Source organism: Aerococcus urinaehominis, from assembly GCF_001543245.1.
Classification (GTDB): domain Bacteria; phylum Bacillota; class Bacilli; order Lactobacillales; family Aerococcaceae; genus Aerococcus; species Aerococcus urinaehominis.
The window spans coordinates 1,152,353-1,168,367 of the sequence record NZ_CP014163.1 but is presented as its reverse complement, the minus strand read 5'-3'; the positions used below and the strand labels follow the sequence as shown (position 1 = coordinate 1,168,367).

The following is a 16,015-nucleotide window of genomic DNA, read 5'->3' as shown; positions in this document are numbered from 1 at the left end:
CTAAACTTCCTCCTTTTTCTTGAAGAGACGGCTGAATCTAAATTCGTAGTCACCCAGCAAACCAGCTGGTCTAAAAATCATAATGACAATCAGGGCAATGGCATAGACAATCATCCGCAACTGCCCAAACGGTGCCAAGACTGTATTTAAGAGGCCCAAGACAATGGCTGCCACAAACGAGCCGGTAATGGAACCAATCCCACCAAAAACAACAATAATGAGAATATCAATTGATTTTTGGAAGGTAAATTGACTCGGAGTAATTACAGTAAAGTAAGAAGCGTACAGGGTACCAGCAATTGCAGCCGTAATAGCACCAATCACAAAGGCAACAATCTTGGCCCGGGTAGCATTTACCCCAACTGATTCTGCAGCAATTTCATCTTCACGCACCGATATGGTAGCACGACCTGGACTAGAGTTGACATAGTTTAAAATCACTAGGGAGGTTGCCACAATAAAGCAGAAAAGAATAATCCAATCTGTATTTTGTGGAATACCAGTTAGACCAGCAGCACCATTAGTGACTTCCAGGTTCATAATAATTACCCGGATAATTTCCGAAGTCCCTAAAGTAGCAATAGCCAAGTAGTCCCCTTTCAGACGTAAAGTTGGGATACCAACAATCAAGGCGACAATGGCCGCTAGGACCGCCCCTACTATCATGCCCAGATACATACCCATCAGGCCAGGGACTTTCATAGAGGTAATAGCACCAGCATAGGCGCCAATTGCCATAAAACCAGCATGACCCAAGGAGAACTGGCCGGAGTAACCCACAACTAAGTTAAGACCAATTGCCAAAATCATATTGATACCAATAGTAATCATAATATTTTGGTTATAAGTCGTCATATTACCAGTTAGGTAGATGGTAATAATAATAGTGAATAGAGCTAGAATACTAACTAACCAACTATTAGTCGCAGGTGTAAAGAAATTTTCAAACCAAGAACGTTTTTTCATATTTACCACCTACACTTTCTCTTTACTTGACTTACCTAGCAAGCCAGTTGGCTTAATCACTAGGATTATAATTAAAATAAAGTAAACAACCGCATCTTTCCAGGTCGATAAACCGATCATAGCGGTAAAGGTTTCAACTAAGCCAATTAAGATGCCACCAAGCATGGCGCCTGGCACCGATCCAATCCCGCCTAAAACGGCAGCCACAAAGGCCTTAATCCCTGGCGTTACCCCCATTAGCGGCGAAATAGAGTTGTAGTAGATACCAACTAGCACACCACCGGCACCAGCCAAAGCTGAACCTAAGGCAAAGGTGAAAGAAATAACAGAATCGACATTGATACCCATCAGACGGGCAGCATCTGCATCAACGGAGACCGCCCGCATGGCTTGACCCATCCTAGTGTTTTTAATGATATATTGTAGGGCTAGCATCAAGACCAAGGTCACCCCAAAAATTAAGAGTTGCTGGCTTGAAATGGAAATCGGGCCTAGGCTAAAACGCTGGTTGCTCAATTCAGTCGGAAAGGCCCTCACTTCGGGACCCATAAAGTAAATCATGACATTTTGTAAGAGGTAAGAGACCCCTATCGCTGTAATCAAGGCCGCAATTCGTGTTGATTTCCGCAGGGGCTTATAAGCCACTCTTTCAATAATCACGCCCAAAATGGCGGTAAAAATCATAGAGATAATAATACTTGGAAACACACCAAGTCCAACCCGAGTAACTAGTCCGTAACCAACAAAAGCGCCCACCATGTAGATGTCACCATGGGCAAAGTTAATCAAGCCAATAATCCCATAAACCATGGTATAACCCAGGGCCATCAAAGCATAGATAGAGCCCAGGGACAGGCCATTAATTAATTGTTGAATAAAATTAATCATTATTTACAACCTTTCTAGGGCTCAATCACAGTTGTACCAGCAACTTGTCCTTGCTGGATTTCCTGGATATAAGCAGTTTTGATTGGGTTATGCTGTTCATCAAATGAGAAGGTACCTGTTACCCCTTCAAAGTTAGTGGTTTGTGCCAACTGGTCAGTAATGGCTTGACGATTGGCTGAATCAGCACGGTCAATAGCGTCAAAAGCTAGGTAAGCCGCGTCATAAGCTAAGGCCGCAAACATATCTGGATCTTCACCATAAGTCTGACGATATTTATCAACAAAGGCCTGGGCCTTAGGCGTCATGTCCTTTCCTTGGACAAAGTGGGCTGAATAGTAGATATTATTCATATTTTCTGGCCCAGCTAAAGAAATAATTTCTTGGTTACCAAAGCCATCTGGCCCTAAAATCGCGGCATCAATGCCCATTTCCCGAGCTTGCTTAATCAGAGGTCCTGCTTCTTGGTAGTAGCCAGCCACAAAGATAAATTCAGCGCCCTTACTCTTAACGTTAGTCAAAATAGTCGTAAAGTCAGTTTCTTTTGACACATAGGACTCATTAGCGACAATATCTCCCGTAAAGTTTTCAGTAAATTCCCGCGACAGGTTCTGACCATAGTCGGATGAATTATCCATAATCACAGCGCCCTTTTTCCAGCCTTGTTGGTTGGCAAAACGAGCTAAGGCAACCCCCTGGAATGAGTCCTGGAAGCAGACCCGGTAGATGTACTCTAATACTTCACCGGTATGATCTAAAGTGATGCCATCTCCTGTTGCCGTTGCTGTGATGACCGGCGTAGTCGCATTGGTAGCCAAAGGAGTTTGTGCTGAGACTGACCCCGTAGTGGCTGGACCCAAAATCACAGAGACATTCTCGACATCAGTTAAACGGGTCGCCCCATTGGCCGACTCTTCTGGTGCTGATTTATTATCAAACTCAATATATTCAACCGGCTTACCATCAATACCGCCCCGATCATTTTGCTCTTGAACAGCCATTTTAATCGCATTATTCTGTACCACCCCGTAAGCTGATACATCACCGGATAGTTCCCAGTTGCCACCTAATTTAATGGTAGCCGAATCATCTTGATTATTGTTAACTGTTTGTGTCGCTGCTTCACAAGCACCGAGCACGCCTACACTAGCGAGTAGTAGGACTAATTTTTTTAACTTCATGGCTAGTCTCCTCTAATTTTTTTAACATAGTTTCCAGTATAGAAAATTCTGACAATTCTTGCAAGGTATAAGCGATCAAGTTTATAAAAATTTTGCTTTTTCCTAGCACTTGTTTAGCCAATAATAGAAAAAATGTTGCTATCCAAGCAACATTTTCGCTCTAACTTTAACTATAAATCCAACATAGATTGCTGGCAGTAAGCAACATTGTCCTTGATACGACAGATGCGCACCAACTCATTTTTTAAAAATTCATGATCTGCGCCCTCAGCAACAGCGCTAACAGCAGTATTTTGATTGATAATTCTTACTTTTCCAGCCTGGTCAGCAGAAACAGGCTCAATCACTATTCCTAATTGGTCCATATTCTCATCCTTCATTTTTCTTCATAGTGAATATACCACACCCCTCAAAAAAAGGTCAATACTGGTCGCTTAAGAGCCACCCGGGAATAAAAAATAAGGGTGCGACAAAAATCACACCCTCAGAGCTTAATTTTTCAAAGCTAAAGCACACTTAATATGAGTGATTACTCAACCCCTTTTAGGGCTTCAACCATATCTACTCTTTTCAGTTTCACATGCATGATCATCATGACAATCAGTGAGAAGGCTAGAGAAAGTAAGCTAGCTAGCAAATAGCTCTGCCAGTTAACAGCCACTGGGAAACGCATAAAATCAACTTCTACCGTAGACAAGATATAGCGACAGAGCAAATAGCCTAGTCCCCATCCCAGAAAAATCCCCGCGCTAGCTAGGATTAGGGTCTCCCGGTAAATATACATGCTAACCTCAAGCGGATAAAAGCCAAGCACCTTAATAGTGGATAACTCACGAATCCGCTCAGATACATTAATATTGGTCAAGCTGTAAAGAACAATAAAGGCTAGACTAGCCGCGGCCAGAATCAAGACAATGGTAATAATATCCAGCATCTCAATAGTTTGGTCGAACATCGCAGCCATTTCGTCCGTATCAATAACACCAGCCACCCCAGCTAAAGCCGTCAAATCACTAGTTAATTGGTCCACCTGGTCAGTAGATAGATTAGCCTGGTAGGCCAAGAGCACACGATTATTAGCAGCCGTTTGACCCGTCAAGTCTTCATACAATTGGCTAGTCAAATAGACATCATGATAAACATAAGACAGGCTGGCTCCTGCAATTGGCACTATTAATTCCTCACCTTGTTCATTTTTTAGCACCAGATTGTCCCCAACTTCTAAGTCTAAGAGGTCTAAGAGCTTTTCTGTCACAATAGCCCCTGACTGGTCTAAAGTTAAGGTCTGATCTGGATTATTAGGATCAACAAAATTGAAAAAATCGGTATTAGCCTGGTCATCTGCTAGCACGTTCACATTAACATCCTGACTAAGCACATCCCCCTGGCTATCAGTCTGGTAGCGCAGGTTAGCATAGGCCAAGTAATTTTGAATACGCTCATCCTGATTAACCTGGTCAATAAGCTCTTGATACTGGTCCTGACCCAGGTCAGTTTGCAAGGATACAGTAGCATCGGCAGTTTGAAAATGATAGAACTGGGCCTGGGCCAAACCAGCAATTGAATCCGAGATACCCAGTCCGGTTAAAATTAGGGCGGTACAACCAGCTATGCCAATAACTGTCATGGCATTGCGACCCTTGTAGCGGAAAATATTACGCAAGGTAATCTTGCTCTGGAAACCGAGACGAGACCACAAGGCTGGAATTTTTTCTAGCAGAATATGGTCCCCATCCTTAGGCGGTTTTGGTCGCAAGAGCTGAGCAGTGTTTTCCCGTAAGGTCTGCCAAGTCGTATAAATAGCAGGGCCTACTGTGGTTATCACCGCAATAACTAGAGCTAGTAAAACATCCAACCAATAAAAATTAAAAACAAAGCTTGGGAAGTTAAACATGGTCTGGTAGGCATACATAATGACATAAGGAAAAAGGTAGTTCCCCACACCAATACCAATCATTGAACCCAATAGACTTGCCAAGAGGGCATAGCTGGCATATTTAGTCATTATCTCGGCTGGTCGGTAGCCCAAGGCCTTTAAGGTACCAATCTGGGTGCGCTGCTCATCAACCATCCGTGTCATAGTGGTAAAACTGACCAAAACTGCAATCAGAAAGAAGAAAATTGGGAAAACATTAGCTATGGCTGCAATCCGATCAGCATTGTCGGCATACTCATAATATCCTGACACACTCTCTCGGTCATTAATTATATAATTAGGCTTACTAATTTGGGCTACCTCTCGGCGCGCCTCAGCTAATTGGCTTTCTTGCTGGTTGACTTCTGCCTGAGCCTGGGTCAGGGCTTGACTAGCCTGGTCTAGCTGGGCCTGAACTTGACTAACATCTTGTCCGGGCAAGGCAACTTGTGGCTGGCTAAGGGCAGCTGCCGTTTGTTCCACTCGTGCTTGTGTCATCGCCAAGGCTTGTTTGGCCTGGTCAAGTTGGGTTTGGCCTTGGTCAATTTCCTGGTCGAGATCAGCTTGTAGGTTGGCTTTTACCTGGTCAGGACGATCCTTTAGAACTGCTTCGCTGGCAGCCAAACGGTCTGCCACCAAATCTTCATAGTCCTCTGAAAAAGCAGCTAAATCAGCAGCAGCAGGAATCCGCCCAGCAATATTAGTATAAAGCTCACCTACAATTATCTGAGGCTGGACCACCGCCAAACCATTAAGCCGACCATTACCAATATTAGTAAAACGACTAGCCGTTTCATCAATATATAAAGGTGATTTAACCAGACCTACCACGGTAAATTTATCTGTAGTCAAGTGTGGTGCTTGGTCATTATCAACAAGGCCTAGGTCAGTCAGAGTGATTTGGTCACCAATTTTATGGTCGGTACGGCCCAGCTCCAAAGCAATTTCATCATCAGCCTGGGGCAACCGGCCTTCCTGGACATTAAAATGATTAATATCCCCCATTTCATTGAAGTTGGGATAGAAGCGAACCAGTTCTTGGCTACCCGCAATCTCTCGGTCAACACTGGCATAGGGATACCAATCCACACCCTCTACTTCTTCCAAGCGGTCAAGATCTGCTTGATAGAGACCAGCTGTTGACTGAATATCTAGGTCTTGTAAATATTGTTGGCTAAAGTATTGGTCAGCAGTAGCCTTCATATCCGGTGCCGCTGCGCGAATACCTACGAAAAAACCAGTACCTAGGATAATAATAGCCATCAAGGCAATAAAACGTGATAAATTACGCGATATCTCTCTAAAGTTATCTTTCCATAAAGTTTTCTTAGTCATTACTACCACTCAATCTCTGCAACTGACTTAGGCTGACTATTTTCTTCAATATTCGCAACCCTAGCATTATTAATATGGATAACCCGATCCGCCATCTGGGCAATGGTCTGGTTGTGGGTAATCACAACTACCGTCGTATGATGTTGGCGGCTTTGCTGTTGCAAGATATCCAACACCTGCCGGCCTGTTTCACTATCTAGGGCCCCAGTTGGTTCATCACAGAGCAGGAGGTCTGGATTCTTGGCTAAAGCTCGAGCAATCGACACCCTTTGCTGCTCGCCTCCTGATAATTGGGCCGGGAAATTGCTAGCCCGATGGTCCAAACCGACTGACGCCAAGGCTTGGTCGGCAGCAATCGGGTCTTGAGCAATTTGTTCACTCATTTCTACATTTTCCAGTGCCGTTAAGTTAGGTAGCAAATTATAGAATTGAAAAACAAAGCCTACCTTATCGCGGCGATATTTGGTTAGACCTTTATCATCTAATTGGCTGATGTCTTGGCCAGCCACCCAAATCTCACCAGCGGTTGGCTTATCCATGCCCCCTAAAATATTTAAGGTCGTTGACTTACCGGCGCCTGATGGCCCTAGAATGACGACAAACTCTCCCTGGTTAATACCAAAGGAGATATGGTCATTCGCCACAACCTGGGACCGACCCTCCCCATAGGTCTTAACGACATCTTTTAGCTCAATATACATGTCATGCCCCTTTCTCTTGTTTTCTATAGTCTACCATCTTTCTTTGAACTTTTAATGAACCAGAGCTTATTTAAAAAAATTTCTGGTCATGCTATACTTTGGGAAATAAAGGAGGCTCCTATGATCTACGATGTACTTGTCATTGGTGGCGGCACCAGTGGCCTGATGGCCGCAGTTTCTGCCAGTCTCAATGGCGCTCAATCCATTAAAATTATTGAAAAAAATCCCAGTCTAGGTAAAAAGTTACTTTTAACGGGTGGCACCCGTTGTAATGTCACCAACAACCGGCCTGCCGATGAGGTCATTCGTCACATTCCCGGTAACGGAAAATTTTTATACTCCGCTTTTTCTAATTTTGACAACTACGACATTATGGCCTTTTTCACTGACCGGGGCGTAGCGCTCAAGGAAGAAGACCACGGACGCATGTTTCCCACTACTGACTCGGCCAAAACCATCCTCAATGTCTTTATTGAGGAGATCAAGCAAGCTAAAATCGAAGTCCAGACCAAGGTTCAGGTTAAATCCCTCGTCCTAGATCAAGACAAGCAAATTGGCGTGGTTTTAGATGGTGGTCAGGTTGAAATGGCTAGGACGCTTATTCTAGCTGTTGGCGGCAAGTCCTATCCTAGAACCGGTACCACTGGAGATGGCTACAAGCTGGCTAAGCAAGCTGGCCACCACATCACCCCGCTTTACCCTACCGAAGCTCCAATTACTTCTGAGGAAGGCTTTATAAAAGACAAGACCCTCCAGGGATTGACCCTGCGTGACATTGATTTAAAAGTACTGAATCCAGCTGGTAAGACAATTATCAACCACCGCATGGATATGATTTTCACCCACTTCGGTATCTCCGGTCCAGCTGCCCTACGTTGCTCCATGTTTGTTAATCAAAGCTTGAGCCAGGATAGCGAAAAAGAAGTCACGATGAGCCTGGACTGCCAACCTGACTTGAGTTACCAAGACCTACGCCAGGCTTTTGTCCACGCCCGGGAGGATAATTATCCCGGCAGTCTAACTAAATTACTTAAGCAATGGATGCCTGAACGCTATGCTAAATTCCTCTTAGACCAATGCCAGATTTCCCAAGACCGCTCAGCTCATGACCTCTCCAACCAACAGATTGAAAAGCTCTGCCAGGCTATCAAAGCTTATAGCTTCAAGGTAACTGGTACCTGGCCAATTGAAAAAGGCTTTGTTACCGGCGGTGGTGTTAACCTTAAAGAGATTTGGCCCCACGCCATGCAATCCAAACTTAACCCCCACCTCTTTATCTGTGGCGAACTCCTAGACATTAATGGCTACACCGGTGGTTATAATATCACTGCCGCCTTTGTAACCGGTTATACTGCCGGACAAAATGCTGCCTGGATGTCTATGAGCTAATTTATAATTCACGATGCCAGTGACATTTGTCCTGGCATTTTTTATTTAGTGAAAATAAAAAGAGCTGGCCCATCCAACTCTTCCCTCTCCAAAGCCTGGCTCATAAGTCCCAGGCTCCTACTATTATACGAATGTTATCAGCATAGTTGGGATCGACTCAGCAGGCAGGTCGCCACTTCAGGAACCTGACTCAATAGCTTACAGCTGTTGGTCAGCTTCCTTCCAGTGGTCTATGCCTGATCGCCGAGTCTCACACCCTCTCTTTCTTAAATACATTAACCTTCAAATAATCGCTCTCCGGGCTACTGGCTGGTACTGGAAAATCACTTGGTAGGCTAAAGCTTTGTAATAGACTAATTTTAGTGGCTTGATCTTTTGCGCCAGCCTTGATGTCAGCCAAAAAGTCCTCTGGTCGATAGTTGCTAGCATTGGTCGAGCAGACCAGATAGCCTTGCGGTGCTAAAATTGTCAGAGCCTCACTGACCAACTGACGGTAATCCCTGGTTGCCTTAAAGGTACCTTTTTTATGGCGAGCAAAGCTTGGCGGATCCATCACAATAATATCGTAGCTTTCACCGTGTTTAGCTGCATAATCAAAGTATGAAAAGACATCCATGGTATAAACCCGCATGGCTCCTAAATCTAGTCCATTTGCTTGGTACTGAGACTCAGTTAGGGCTTGGGACCGGTTGGCTACATCGACATTTGTCGTCGTAATTGCCCCGCCCATAGCCGCTGCCACGCCAAAAGCACCAGTATAAGAAAAAGTATTCAATAGACGCCGTCCGGCCGCCAATTCTGTCTGAATAAACAGTCTGACATCTCTTTGGTCCAAGAAAATCCCAGTCATCCAACCTTCGTTTAAGTTCACAAGATAATTAATCCCATTCTCCAAAACTAGCAAATCACTGGCGGGCTCCTGGCCAACCAATACTTCACTGATGGCTAGACCAGCCTGGTCAAAGCGGTTTTTACCAATCACAGCGCGAGCCTGAGGATAAACTGCCGCCAGAGCCGCTAAAATCTGGTCACGATAGCTGTAAATTCCAGTAGAATACCATTGAATCAGCAAGTAACCAGCATAATAATCGATAGATAGACCACCTAAGCCGTCCCCATCACCATTAAAAACTCTAAAGGCTGTAGTCAAGGGGTCAGCAAAGAGTGCTGCCCGTTTCTGCTTGGCCTGGTCAAAAAGATGGGTAAAGAAAGCTTGGTTCATATTTTGACCTGGCTGCTTACTAAAAACCCAACCCAACCCTTTATTTTGCTGAGACAAATAGGCCCGACCCAGAAATTGGCCCCGGTGGTCGACTAGATCAACCAAATCACCATCCTGGTAGTCAGCCAACTGACTAAAATCCTCAGGCTTTAACAATTGACGACCAGCCCTTAAAGCCTGGCTAGCCGCTTTTTTTAACTTATAAATTGCCAAATTAATGCTCCTTTTGATAGCTAATAACCAACTGCCCTAGATCATATAGTAGATAACCTAAGACCGTACCAGCACAATTAAAAATAATATCATCAACATGGGAAACCCCAGTATAAAAATAAAACTGCAAGATCTCAATCAAGCAACTCACTGCTAGTCCAAAGGTTAGGGTTGAAAACATGAGGTGGCGTCTTTTACTAAATAAAGGCCATAAAAAGCCAAGCGGGATAAACCAGAGGACATTGCCAAAAAAGTTATACCAGTAAGAAAAACGTGAATCCCCATCGAGTAACTTAACCGTATCGACTAAGGGTAGCCAATGAAAATCTGACCACGACCGGTCAACATACCAAGTCAACTGCCACCATTGCCAATCATAGCGTAGGACAGTTAAATGGATTAGCATCAAGGCGTAGGCTAAACTGATAAAAATTAAACTTTCCCGCCACCAATTAGTCTGACCAAAGGACTGCCCCTTAACATATTTAAGCCAGAGCCAACGCCCTAAGAGATAGCAACCCAGGTAGATTAGCGTCTTATCCAAACTGAAGATAATTAATTGTAGCAAGGGATAATGGTTAACACGGCCTTCAAAAATAAGGGCAACTAGCTCTTGTAACCAACCTAAAAATATCATACAAACACTTTCTTATTCTTTAATTAATTTTTCTGACTTGAAGCTAACTGTAAAAGTTGATCCTTGGCCTAACTGGCTGTCCACCATAATATCAGCCTGGTGGCGCTCCAAAAGCTTAGCTACCAAGGCTAGACCGATGCCTGCTTCCCCATATTGAGAATTCTTGCGTGAGGCATCCGCCTTATAAAAGCGCTCAAAGATATGAGCTTGTTGATCAGTGGACATGCCAATGCCGGTATCCGCCACGGCTATCTTGGTCAAGCCCTGATCGTAGTCAGCCGTTACTTTAATTTTACCATGTTCAGTAAACTGGTTGGCATTTTTCAGTAAATTGACAAAAATTTGCCGAAAGCGATCAAAATCTGCATAGACTTCAATTTCTTCTGAGCAGTCCAATATCATCTGGTTGCCCTGGTCTTGGGCGATGCTTTCCATTTGTAAGAGGATATCAGCTAGAACAGGTTGCACTTTAAAAACCTGTCGGTGCAGAGGATCATCTTCGTTTAAAATCTTTTCATAGTCTAAGTTTTCATTAACTAAACGAATTAATCGGTTGGTCTCATTGTAAAGGAGACGCATGGATTGCTCACGCTTATCTTCCTTGATTAAACCATGCGCAAAACCCTCTAAGATACCATTCATGGTTGTTAGGGGTGTCCGCATCTCGTGGGCAACATCTAACATTAATTGTTGGCGCAGGTCTTGCTGGCGCAACACTTCAGCTTGGGAAGCTTTAAGAGAAGCAATCATAGTATTGAAATCAGCTGCCAAATAATCAATCGTATCGCGTCCCTTACTAGTCAAACTAATATCATAATCACCAGCTGCAATTTCCTTGGTCGCCCGAGAAAACTCACTAAATCGGCGCTGCTGGTAATGAGCAAAGGCTGCACTTAAAACAATTGCCACTAGCGCTGCTAAAGTAAAACCTTTAACAATATTATCTTGTAGATTAAGTAAAAACTTGTCTACTAGGCGAGTCGGTGTCCCCAAAACAAGATAGCCCTGGTAGTTGCCTTGGCTATCACGAATAGGCACAAAGACCGACCAAGCATCATTATTATCATTAGAAAACCCCATATCATAGGCTCTAAGGCCTAGATAACGACCTTGACGCAGACGGAGCCTTTCTCCCGTATTCAAAGCATTATTCTGGGGCCCGTTACCAATCTGGTCCCAGCCAGGATAGACTAGCTGATCGCTGGCATCATAGTAGGCTACCTTAACATTATTGCCCTGTAAAATCAGTTCAATATCACTTAAATAATCCTGACTGAGTGGCTGCACCATGATAGAAGCAGCCAGCTCTAACAAGCGTGCTTCCTCACGTTCATAAATCTCATTCGAAGTAAAGTTGACCAAAGAAAAGCCCATCGTCATGACAGTTACTAAAATAACAACCAGAAAAGCTGCTAGCTGACGAAAAAAGTAGTGCAACTAGTCCACCTCAACTTCTTCATACTTATAACCAACACCCCAGACTGTTTGAATTAAGGACGGTCCAATTTTTTCAATCTTCTGTCTTAATTTTTTTATATGTGCATCCACCGTCCGCTCATCACCGTAAAAAGGGCTCTCCCACAGACTATTCAGTAAATGGTCACGGGTAAAGACTTGTTTAGGGTGGCTAGCTAATAAGTTTAAGATTTCGAATTCTTTGGGTGTTAAATTAGCAATTTCCTGCCCCATATAAATAACCTCCCGGGTAGCAGGATTAATTGTCAGCTGGCCGGTTTTTACCATACCAGGCACCTCTCCTTGGTTATTTGCTTGGCCATCGTCGTTCATTTGACTACGGTAGCGCCGGTACAAAGCCTGAATACGAGCTAATAGGGTAACCGGGCTAAAAGGTTTAGTCACATAATCATCAGCCCCGACATTAAAACCGAGCACTTGGTCTGACTCAGAGTCCCTAGCCGTCAACATAATAATCGGTATCAATTTATTTTGTTGGCGAATAGCTTGGCACACCGAGATACCATCCAATTTGGGTAGATTAAGATCTAGTATAATCATATCTAGCTCATCCTGGTGGTCTTCAAAATAGGCCAAGCCAGATTCTCCATCGTAACAGGACTCAACTTGCCAGCCCTCCTGCTGATCAAAAAAAATGGCCATCATCTCTTGGACACTTTCACTATCCTCTATCATTAGCAAATGCATATCATCAAACTCCTTTACTATTATTGTAAACTATTCAATCATCAAATAAAATTTTGGCAGCTAAAAGGCTATTTTTTTACGTATTTATATAGTGAAAGGAGGTAAATATATGAACCAATTTCAAGCGATTGGTCGGCTAGCCCGCGAAGTCGACCTCAAAGAATTTTCCAATACAGGCAATGCGGTTTTAAATAATGTCCTAGCGATTCCGCGCTCATTTAACCAAGACAAGGACCGCACTGATTTTATTCCTATCGTTGCTTGGAATGCTACCGGCAAGCTGATGGCTCGCTACCTTAAAAAGGGTGATGAAATAGCGATTATCGGCAACCTACAAAGTCGCAGCTATGAGAATAAAGAAGGTCAGACTGTTTATACCGTTGAAGTCAATGTTCGCCAGGTACAATTTTTACGCAAAAAACAAGAAAACTTGCAGGAAATTACGATCAATACCGTTAGCAATCCTAACTAGACTAGCTAGTAAGTTACCTATAAAAAGCGGCCGGGACAAATGTCTCGGCCGCTTAACTTGCTATATTATAAAGAACCCTGGGTTCGTAATTTTTCTGCCATCTGGTTAATACGTCGCAAGCGGTGGTTAACACCTGATTTAGACACCTGACCACTAGGTAAAAGCTGCCCCAATTCCTTAAGTGAAGCATCAGGATTTTCCAACCGAACCTGGGCGACTTCCTGGAGCTTATCCGGCAATTCTCCTAGTCCAATCCGCTCATCTAAATAACGAATATTCTCTAACTGCTGGCTAGCCGCATTAACCGTCTTATTAAGGTTTGCATTATCACAATTCATTAAACGATTAACTGAATTAGTCATATCCCGCCAAATGCGAATATCTTCGAAATGTAGCATGGCATTAGTGGCCCCTACCAGAGTTAAAAATTCAGAAATCTTTTCTGCTTCTTTTAAATAGGCAATGTATCCATTACGCCGATCAATCGCTCGCGCATTAAGGTTAAAACTATTTAGCATGGTCACAATATCATCATTATGCTGCTTATGGTCAGAATAAATCTCTAAATGATAAGAAGAAGTTTCTGGATTGTTGACAGAGCCACCTGCTAGAAAAGCACCGCGCAGATAAGATCGCTTTCTTTGATCATTTCCCATAATTTCCGGAGAAATATGCGGATTTATAAAATGATCTCCAAAAATATTCATCTCCTTAAGTAAACCCTCTACATCATCTTGAATCTGGACAATATAGATATTATTCTTTTTCAACTTCATCTTCCGTCGGATTAAAATTTCCGGAACAATATTGAAAAAATTGGTTAACAGAGAATAAATCCGCCGCGCAATCGCGGCATTTTCTGTTTGCACATTTAAAACCAACTGACGATTACTCAAGTTAATCAAACCGTTCATCCTCAGCAAAGCCGCCAACTCAGACCGAGCATGTTCACTGTCTACCTCCAATTGGGTTAATTCCTTCTTAACATCACTGGCATAAGACACTGGACCAGGCTCCTCTCAACTTATTTATAGTGGCGACGGTAGATTTTTAGAATTTCATTCACCAACTTACGCCGATCATGGTAAACGCCCTTGTCCTCAAGAGCTAAAAAATCAGCCTCAACCAGCTGAATACCCTGGTCAGCTAGGCCAACACTATCATGGCTGACCTGGACCAAGTATTCAGGTGTTTCTGGTCGATTAATATAAGCTTTTGGTACTACCGCATTATTAGCCAAAATATAGTCTACCCTATTTTGGCCCAGATGGCTATTGATTACTCTAACATGATCAGCATCAGAAAAATGTTCTGTCTCTCCAATCTGAGTCATAATATTACAAATATACAGTAGCTGGGCAGGTGTATCTAAAATTGCCTGGCGGATTTCATCAATAACCAGGTTGGGTAGGATTGAGGTATACAAGGAGCCAGGTCCCAGAATGATAAAATCGGCCGTCTCAATAGCCTTGAGAACGCCACGTCCTGCATGGGGGCGGCGGGCCTCGTAACCATCCACTACCCTAACACCAATTTTATCAATGGCTTGGCGTTTGGCCACTATACTAGTTTCTCCCTCAATAAAACTGCCATCTTGGAAATGCGCCTGGAGAACCAGCGGCTCCTCAGCCGCAGGCAGAACCTGACCTTGAACATCCATCATCATCGCCAACAATTTTAAAGCGGCATAGACATCTCCCCGCATTTCTGCCAAAGCTGCGATAATCAGGTTGCCAATGGCATGGCCGGAAAATTCTTGGTCCTCCGGCGCAAAACGATACTGGAAAATATCTTTATAAATATCTTCTATATTAGACAAAGCCACTAAACAATTACGGATGTCGCCCGGAGGAATGGTTTTAACTGAATTACGAATGGCCCCACTCGACCCACCATCATCAGCAACTGTCACAATGGCTGTCACATCGCAATTGGCTTCTTTCAAACCAGACAAGAGCACTGGCAGGCCAGTACCTCCGCCGATAACTGTTATCTTCGGACGTTCATTTTCATTAGCAATCATGACCGGTTCACCGATTCTTTACGTTTGAGCCGGTCCCGGTGAGTTTTATTAACTCGATAACCCAAATCAGCCACATGGTTGCCCAAGCGTTCAGTTAGGGCAATCGACCGGTGCTGACCACCTGTACAACCGATAGCAATGGTCACCGAACTTTTTCCTTCTTGTTCATAGCGGGGCAAGGTAAAATCCACTAGATCAACAAATTTGCGATAAAAAACTTCAGTATCTTCTTGGGCCATCACATAATCATAAACTGGCTTATCCAAACCAGTTAAGGGCCGTAAGTCGTCTATATAGTGGGGGTTGGGTAAGAAGCGGACATCCATAACAATATCAGCATCAATCGGAATGCCGTACTTAAAGCCAAAGGACATCACTTCAACCATGAACGACCGGTCATCCGCCTGCTTGAATTCCTCCATCAAGCGCTCGCGCAATTGTCGAGGCGACAGGTCACTGGTATCTATGATTAATTGTGACCGCATACGAATATCCTCTAAAAGGGCGCACTCACGGTGGATACCCTCTAAAATTGTGCCACCTTCTAGTTGTAAGGGGTGGCTACGCCTGGTTTCCTTATAACGGGACACTAGCTCAGTATCATTTGCTTCTAAAAAGACCACCTTCATATGAATCATGGCACGGTTATCCATCCCCGCTACCACATCAATCAATTCATCAAAGAAATCCCGGGAACGCAGATCCATAACCAAGCAAATTTTGGCAATTTTCCCTGATTCCTTAATCAATTCCCAAAATTTGGGCAAAAGCGACGGTGGCAGGTTGTCCACACAAAAGTAACCCATATCCTCAAAAGACTGCAGGGCCACAGTCTTGCCGGCCCCGCTCATCCCAGTAATAATTACTAAACTTAAGTTTTCAACTGCCATATTTTATCTTTCCTTACTAAATG

At 43.7% G+C, this 16,015-nt stretch carries 15 protein-coding genes; 2 read left to right on the top strand and 13 right to left on the bottom strand.

What is annotated here, in order from left to right; genetic code table 11:
• The 6 genes from AWM75_RS05325 to AWM75_RS05300 form a co-directional block, all read right to left on the bottom strand.
• Positions 1-966, bottom strand: a complete 966-nt coding sequence (locus AWM75_RS05325; RefSeq protein WP_067979212.1) for a branched-chain amino acid ABC transporter permease — start codon at positions 964-966, stop codon at positions 1-3.
• Between the two features lie 9 nt (positions 967-975).
• Positions 976-1,854: a branched-chain amino acid ABC transporter permease gene (locus AWM75_RS05320; RefSeq protein ID WP_067979209.1), complete on the bottom strand. Its 879-nt coding sequence runs from the start codon at positions 1,852-1,854 to the stop codon at positions 976-978.
• A 14-nt stretch (positions 1,855-1,868) separates the two neighbouring features.
• Positions 1,869-3,032: an ABC transporter substrate-binding protein gene (locus AWM75_RS05315; RefSeq protein ID WP_067979206.1), complete on the bottom strand. Its 1,164-nt coding sequence runs from the start codon at positions 3,030-3,032 to the stop codon at positions 1,869-1,871.
• 170 nt (positions 3,033-3,202) lie between these two features.
• Complete coding sequence (locus AWM75_RS05310) at positions 3,203-3,412, bottom strand: hypothetical protein (protein WP_143236691.1); 210 nt, start codon at positions 3,410-3,412, stop codon at positions 3,203-3,205.
• 149 nt (positions 3,413-3,561) lie between these two features.
• Complete coding sequence (locus AWM75_RS05305) at positions 3,562-6,282, bottom strand: FtsX-like permease family protein (protein WP_067979201.1); 2,721 nt, start codon at positions 6,280-6,282, stop codon at positions 3,562-3,564.
• A 2-nt stretch (positions 6,283-6,284) separates the two neighbouring features.
• Complete coding sequence (locus tag AWM75_RS05300; RefSeq protein ID WP_067979198.1) at positions 6,285-6,983, bottom strand: ABC transporter ATP-binding protein; 699 nt, start codon at positions 6,981-6,983, stop codon at positions 6,285-6,287.
• Between the two features lie 120 nt (positions 6,984-7,103).
• Here AWM75_RS05300 and AWM75_RS05295 point away from each other — a divergent pair, with 120 nt between their 5' ends.
• Positions 7,104-8,372 (top strand): BaiN/RdsA family NAD(P)/FAD-dependent oxidoreductase, encoded by a 1,269-nt coding sequence (locus tag AWM75_RS05295; protein ID WP_067979194.1) that lies wholly within the window; start codon positions 7,104-7,106, stop codon positions 8,370-8,372.
• Between the two features lie 250 nt (positions 8,373-8,622).
• On the opposite strand, the gene AWM75_RS05290 is transcribed toward AWM75_RS05295, so the two are convergent.
• From AWM75_RS05290 to AWM75_RS05275, 4 genes are read right to left on the bottom strand one after another with little or no spacing between them, the layout of a single operon-like run.
• Positions 8,623-9,807, bottom strand: a complete 1,185-nt coding sequence (locus tag AWM75_RS05290; RefSeq protein WP_074572595.1) for a class I SAM-dependent rRNA methyltransferase — start codon at positions 9,805-9,807, stop codon at positions 8,623-8,625.
• Position 9,808: 1 nt separating this feature from the next.
• Positions 9,809-10,444, bottom strand: a complete 636-nt coding sequence (locus tag AWM75_RS05285) for a VanZ family protein (RefSeq protein ID WP_067979186.1) — start codon at positions 10,442-10,444, stop codon at positions 9,809-9,811.
• A 12-nt stretch (positions 10,445-10,456) separates the two neighbouring features.
• Positions 10,457-11,881, bottom strand: coding sequence for a sensor histidine kinase (locus AWM75_RS05280; protein WP_067979183.1), 1,425 nt, complete (start codon positions 11,879-11,881; stop codon positions 10,457-10,459).
• Positions 11,882-12,607, bottom strand: a complete 726-nt coding sequence (locus tag AWM75_RS05275) for a response regulator transcription factor (RefSeq protein WP_067979180.1) — start codon at positions 12,605-12,607, stop codon at positions 11,882-11,884.
• Between the two features lie 109 nt (positions 12,608-12,716).
• Between AWM75_RS05275 and AWM75_RS05270 the strand changes: the two genes are divergently transcribed.
• Complete coding sequence (locus AWM75_RS05270; RefSeq protein ID WP_067979174.1) at positions 12,717-13,079, top strand: single-stranded DNA-binding protein; 363 nt, start codon at positions 12,717-12,719, stop codon at positions 13,077-13,079.
• A gap of 65 nt (positions 13,080-13,144) precedes the next feature.
• Here AWM75_RS05270 and whiA read toward each other — a convergent pair whose 3' ends face one another.
• From whiA to rapZ, 3 genes are read right to left on the bottom strand one after another with little or no spacing between them, the layout of a single operon-like run.
• Complete coding sequence (whiA, locus tag AWM75_RS05265) at positions 13,145-14,083, bottom strand: DNA-binding protein WhiA (RefSeq protein WP_067979171.1); 939 nt, start codon at positions 14,081-14,083, stop codon at positions 13,145-13,147.
• Between the two features lie 20 nt (positions 14,084-14,103).
• The gene (locus AWM75_RS05260) at positions 14,104-15,102 is read right to left on the bottom strand and encodes a gluconeogenesis factor YvcK family protein (protein WP_067979169.1); all 999 of its coding nucleotides are present in this window, start codon (positions 15,100-15,102) and stop codon (positions 14,104-14,106) included.
• Positions 15,099-15,992 carry an RNase adapter RapZ gene (gene rapZ / locus AWM75_RS05255; RefSeq protein WP_067979166.1) on the bottom strand — a complete coding sequence of 298 codons (894 nt, stop codon included), beginning with the start codon at positions 15,990-15,992 and terminating at the stop codon, positions 15,099-15,101. The genes AWM75_RS05260 and rapZ overlap by 4 nt, the downstream gene beginning before the upstream one ends.
• Positions 15,993-16,015 lie beyond the last annotated feature (23 nt).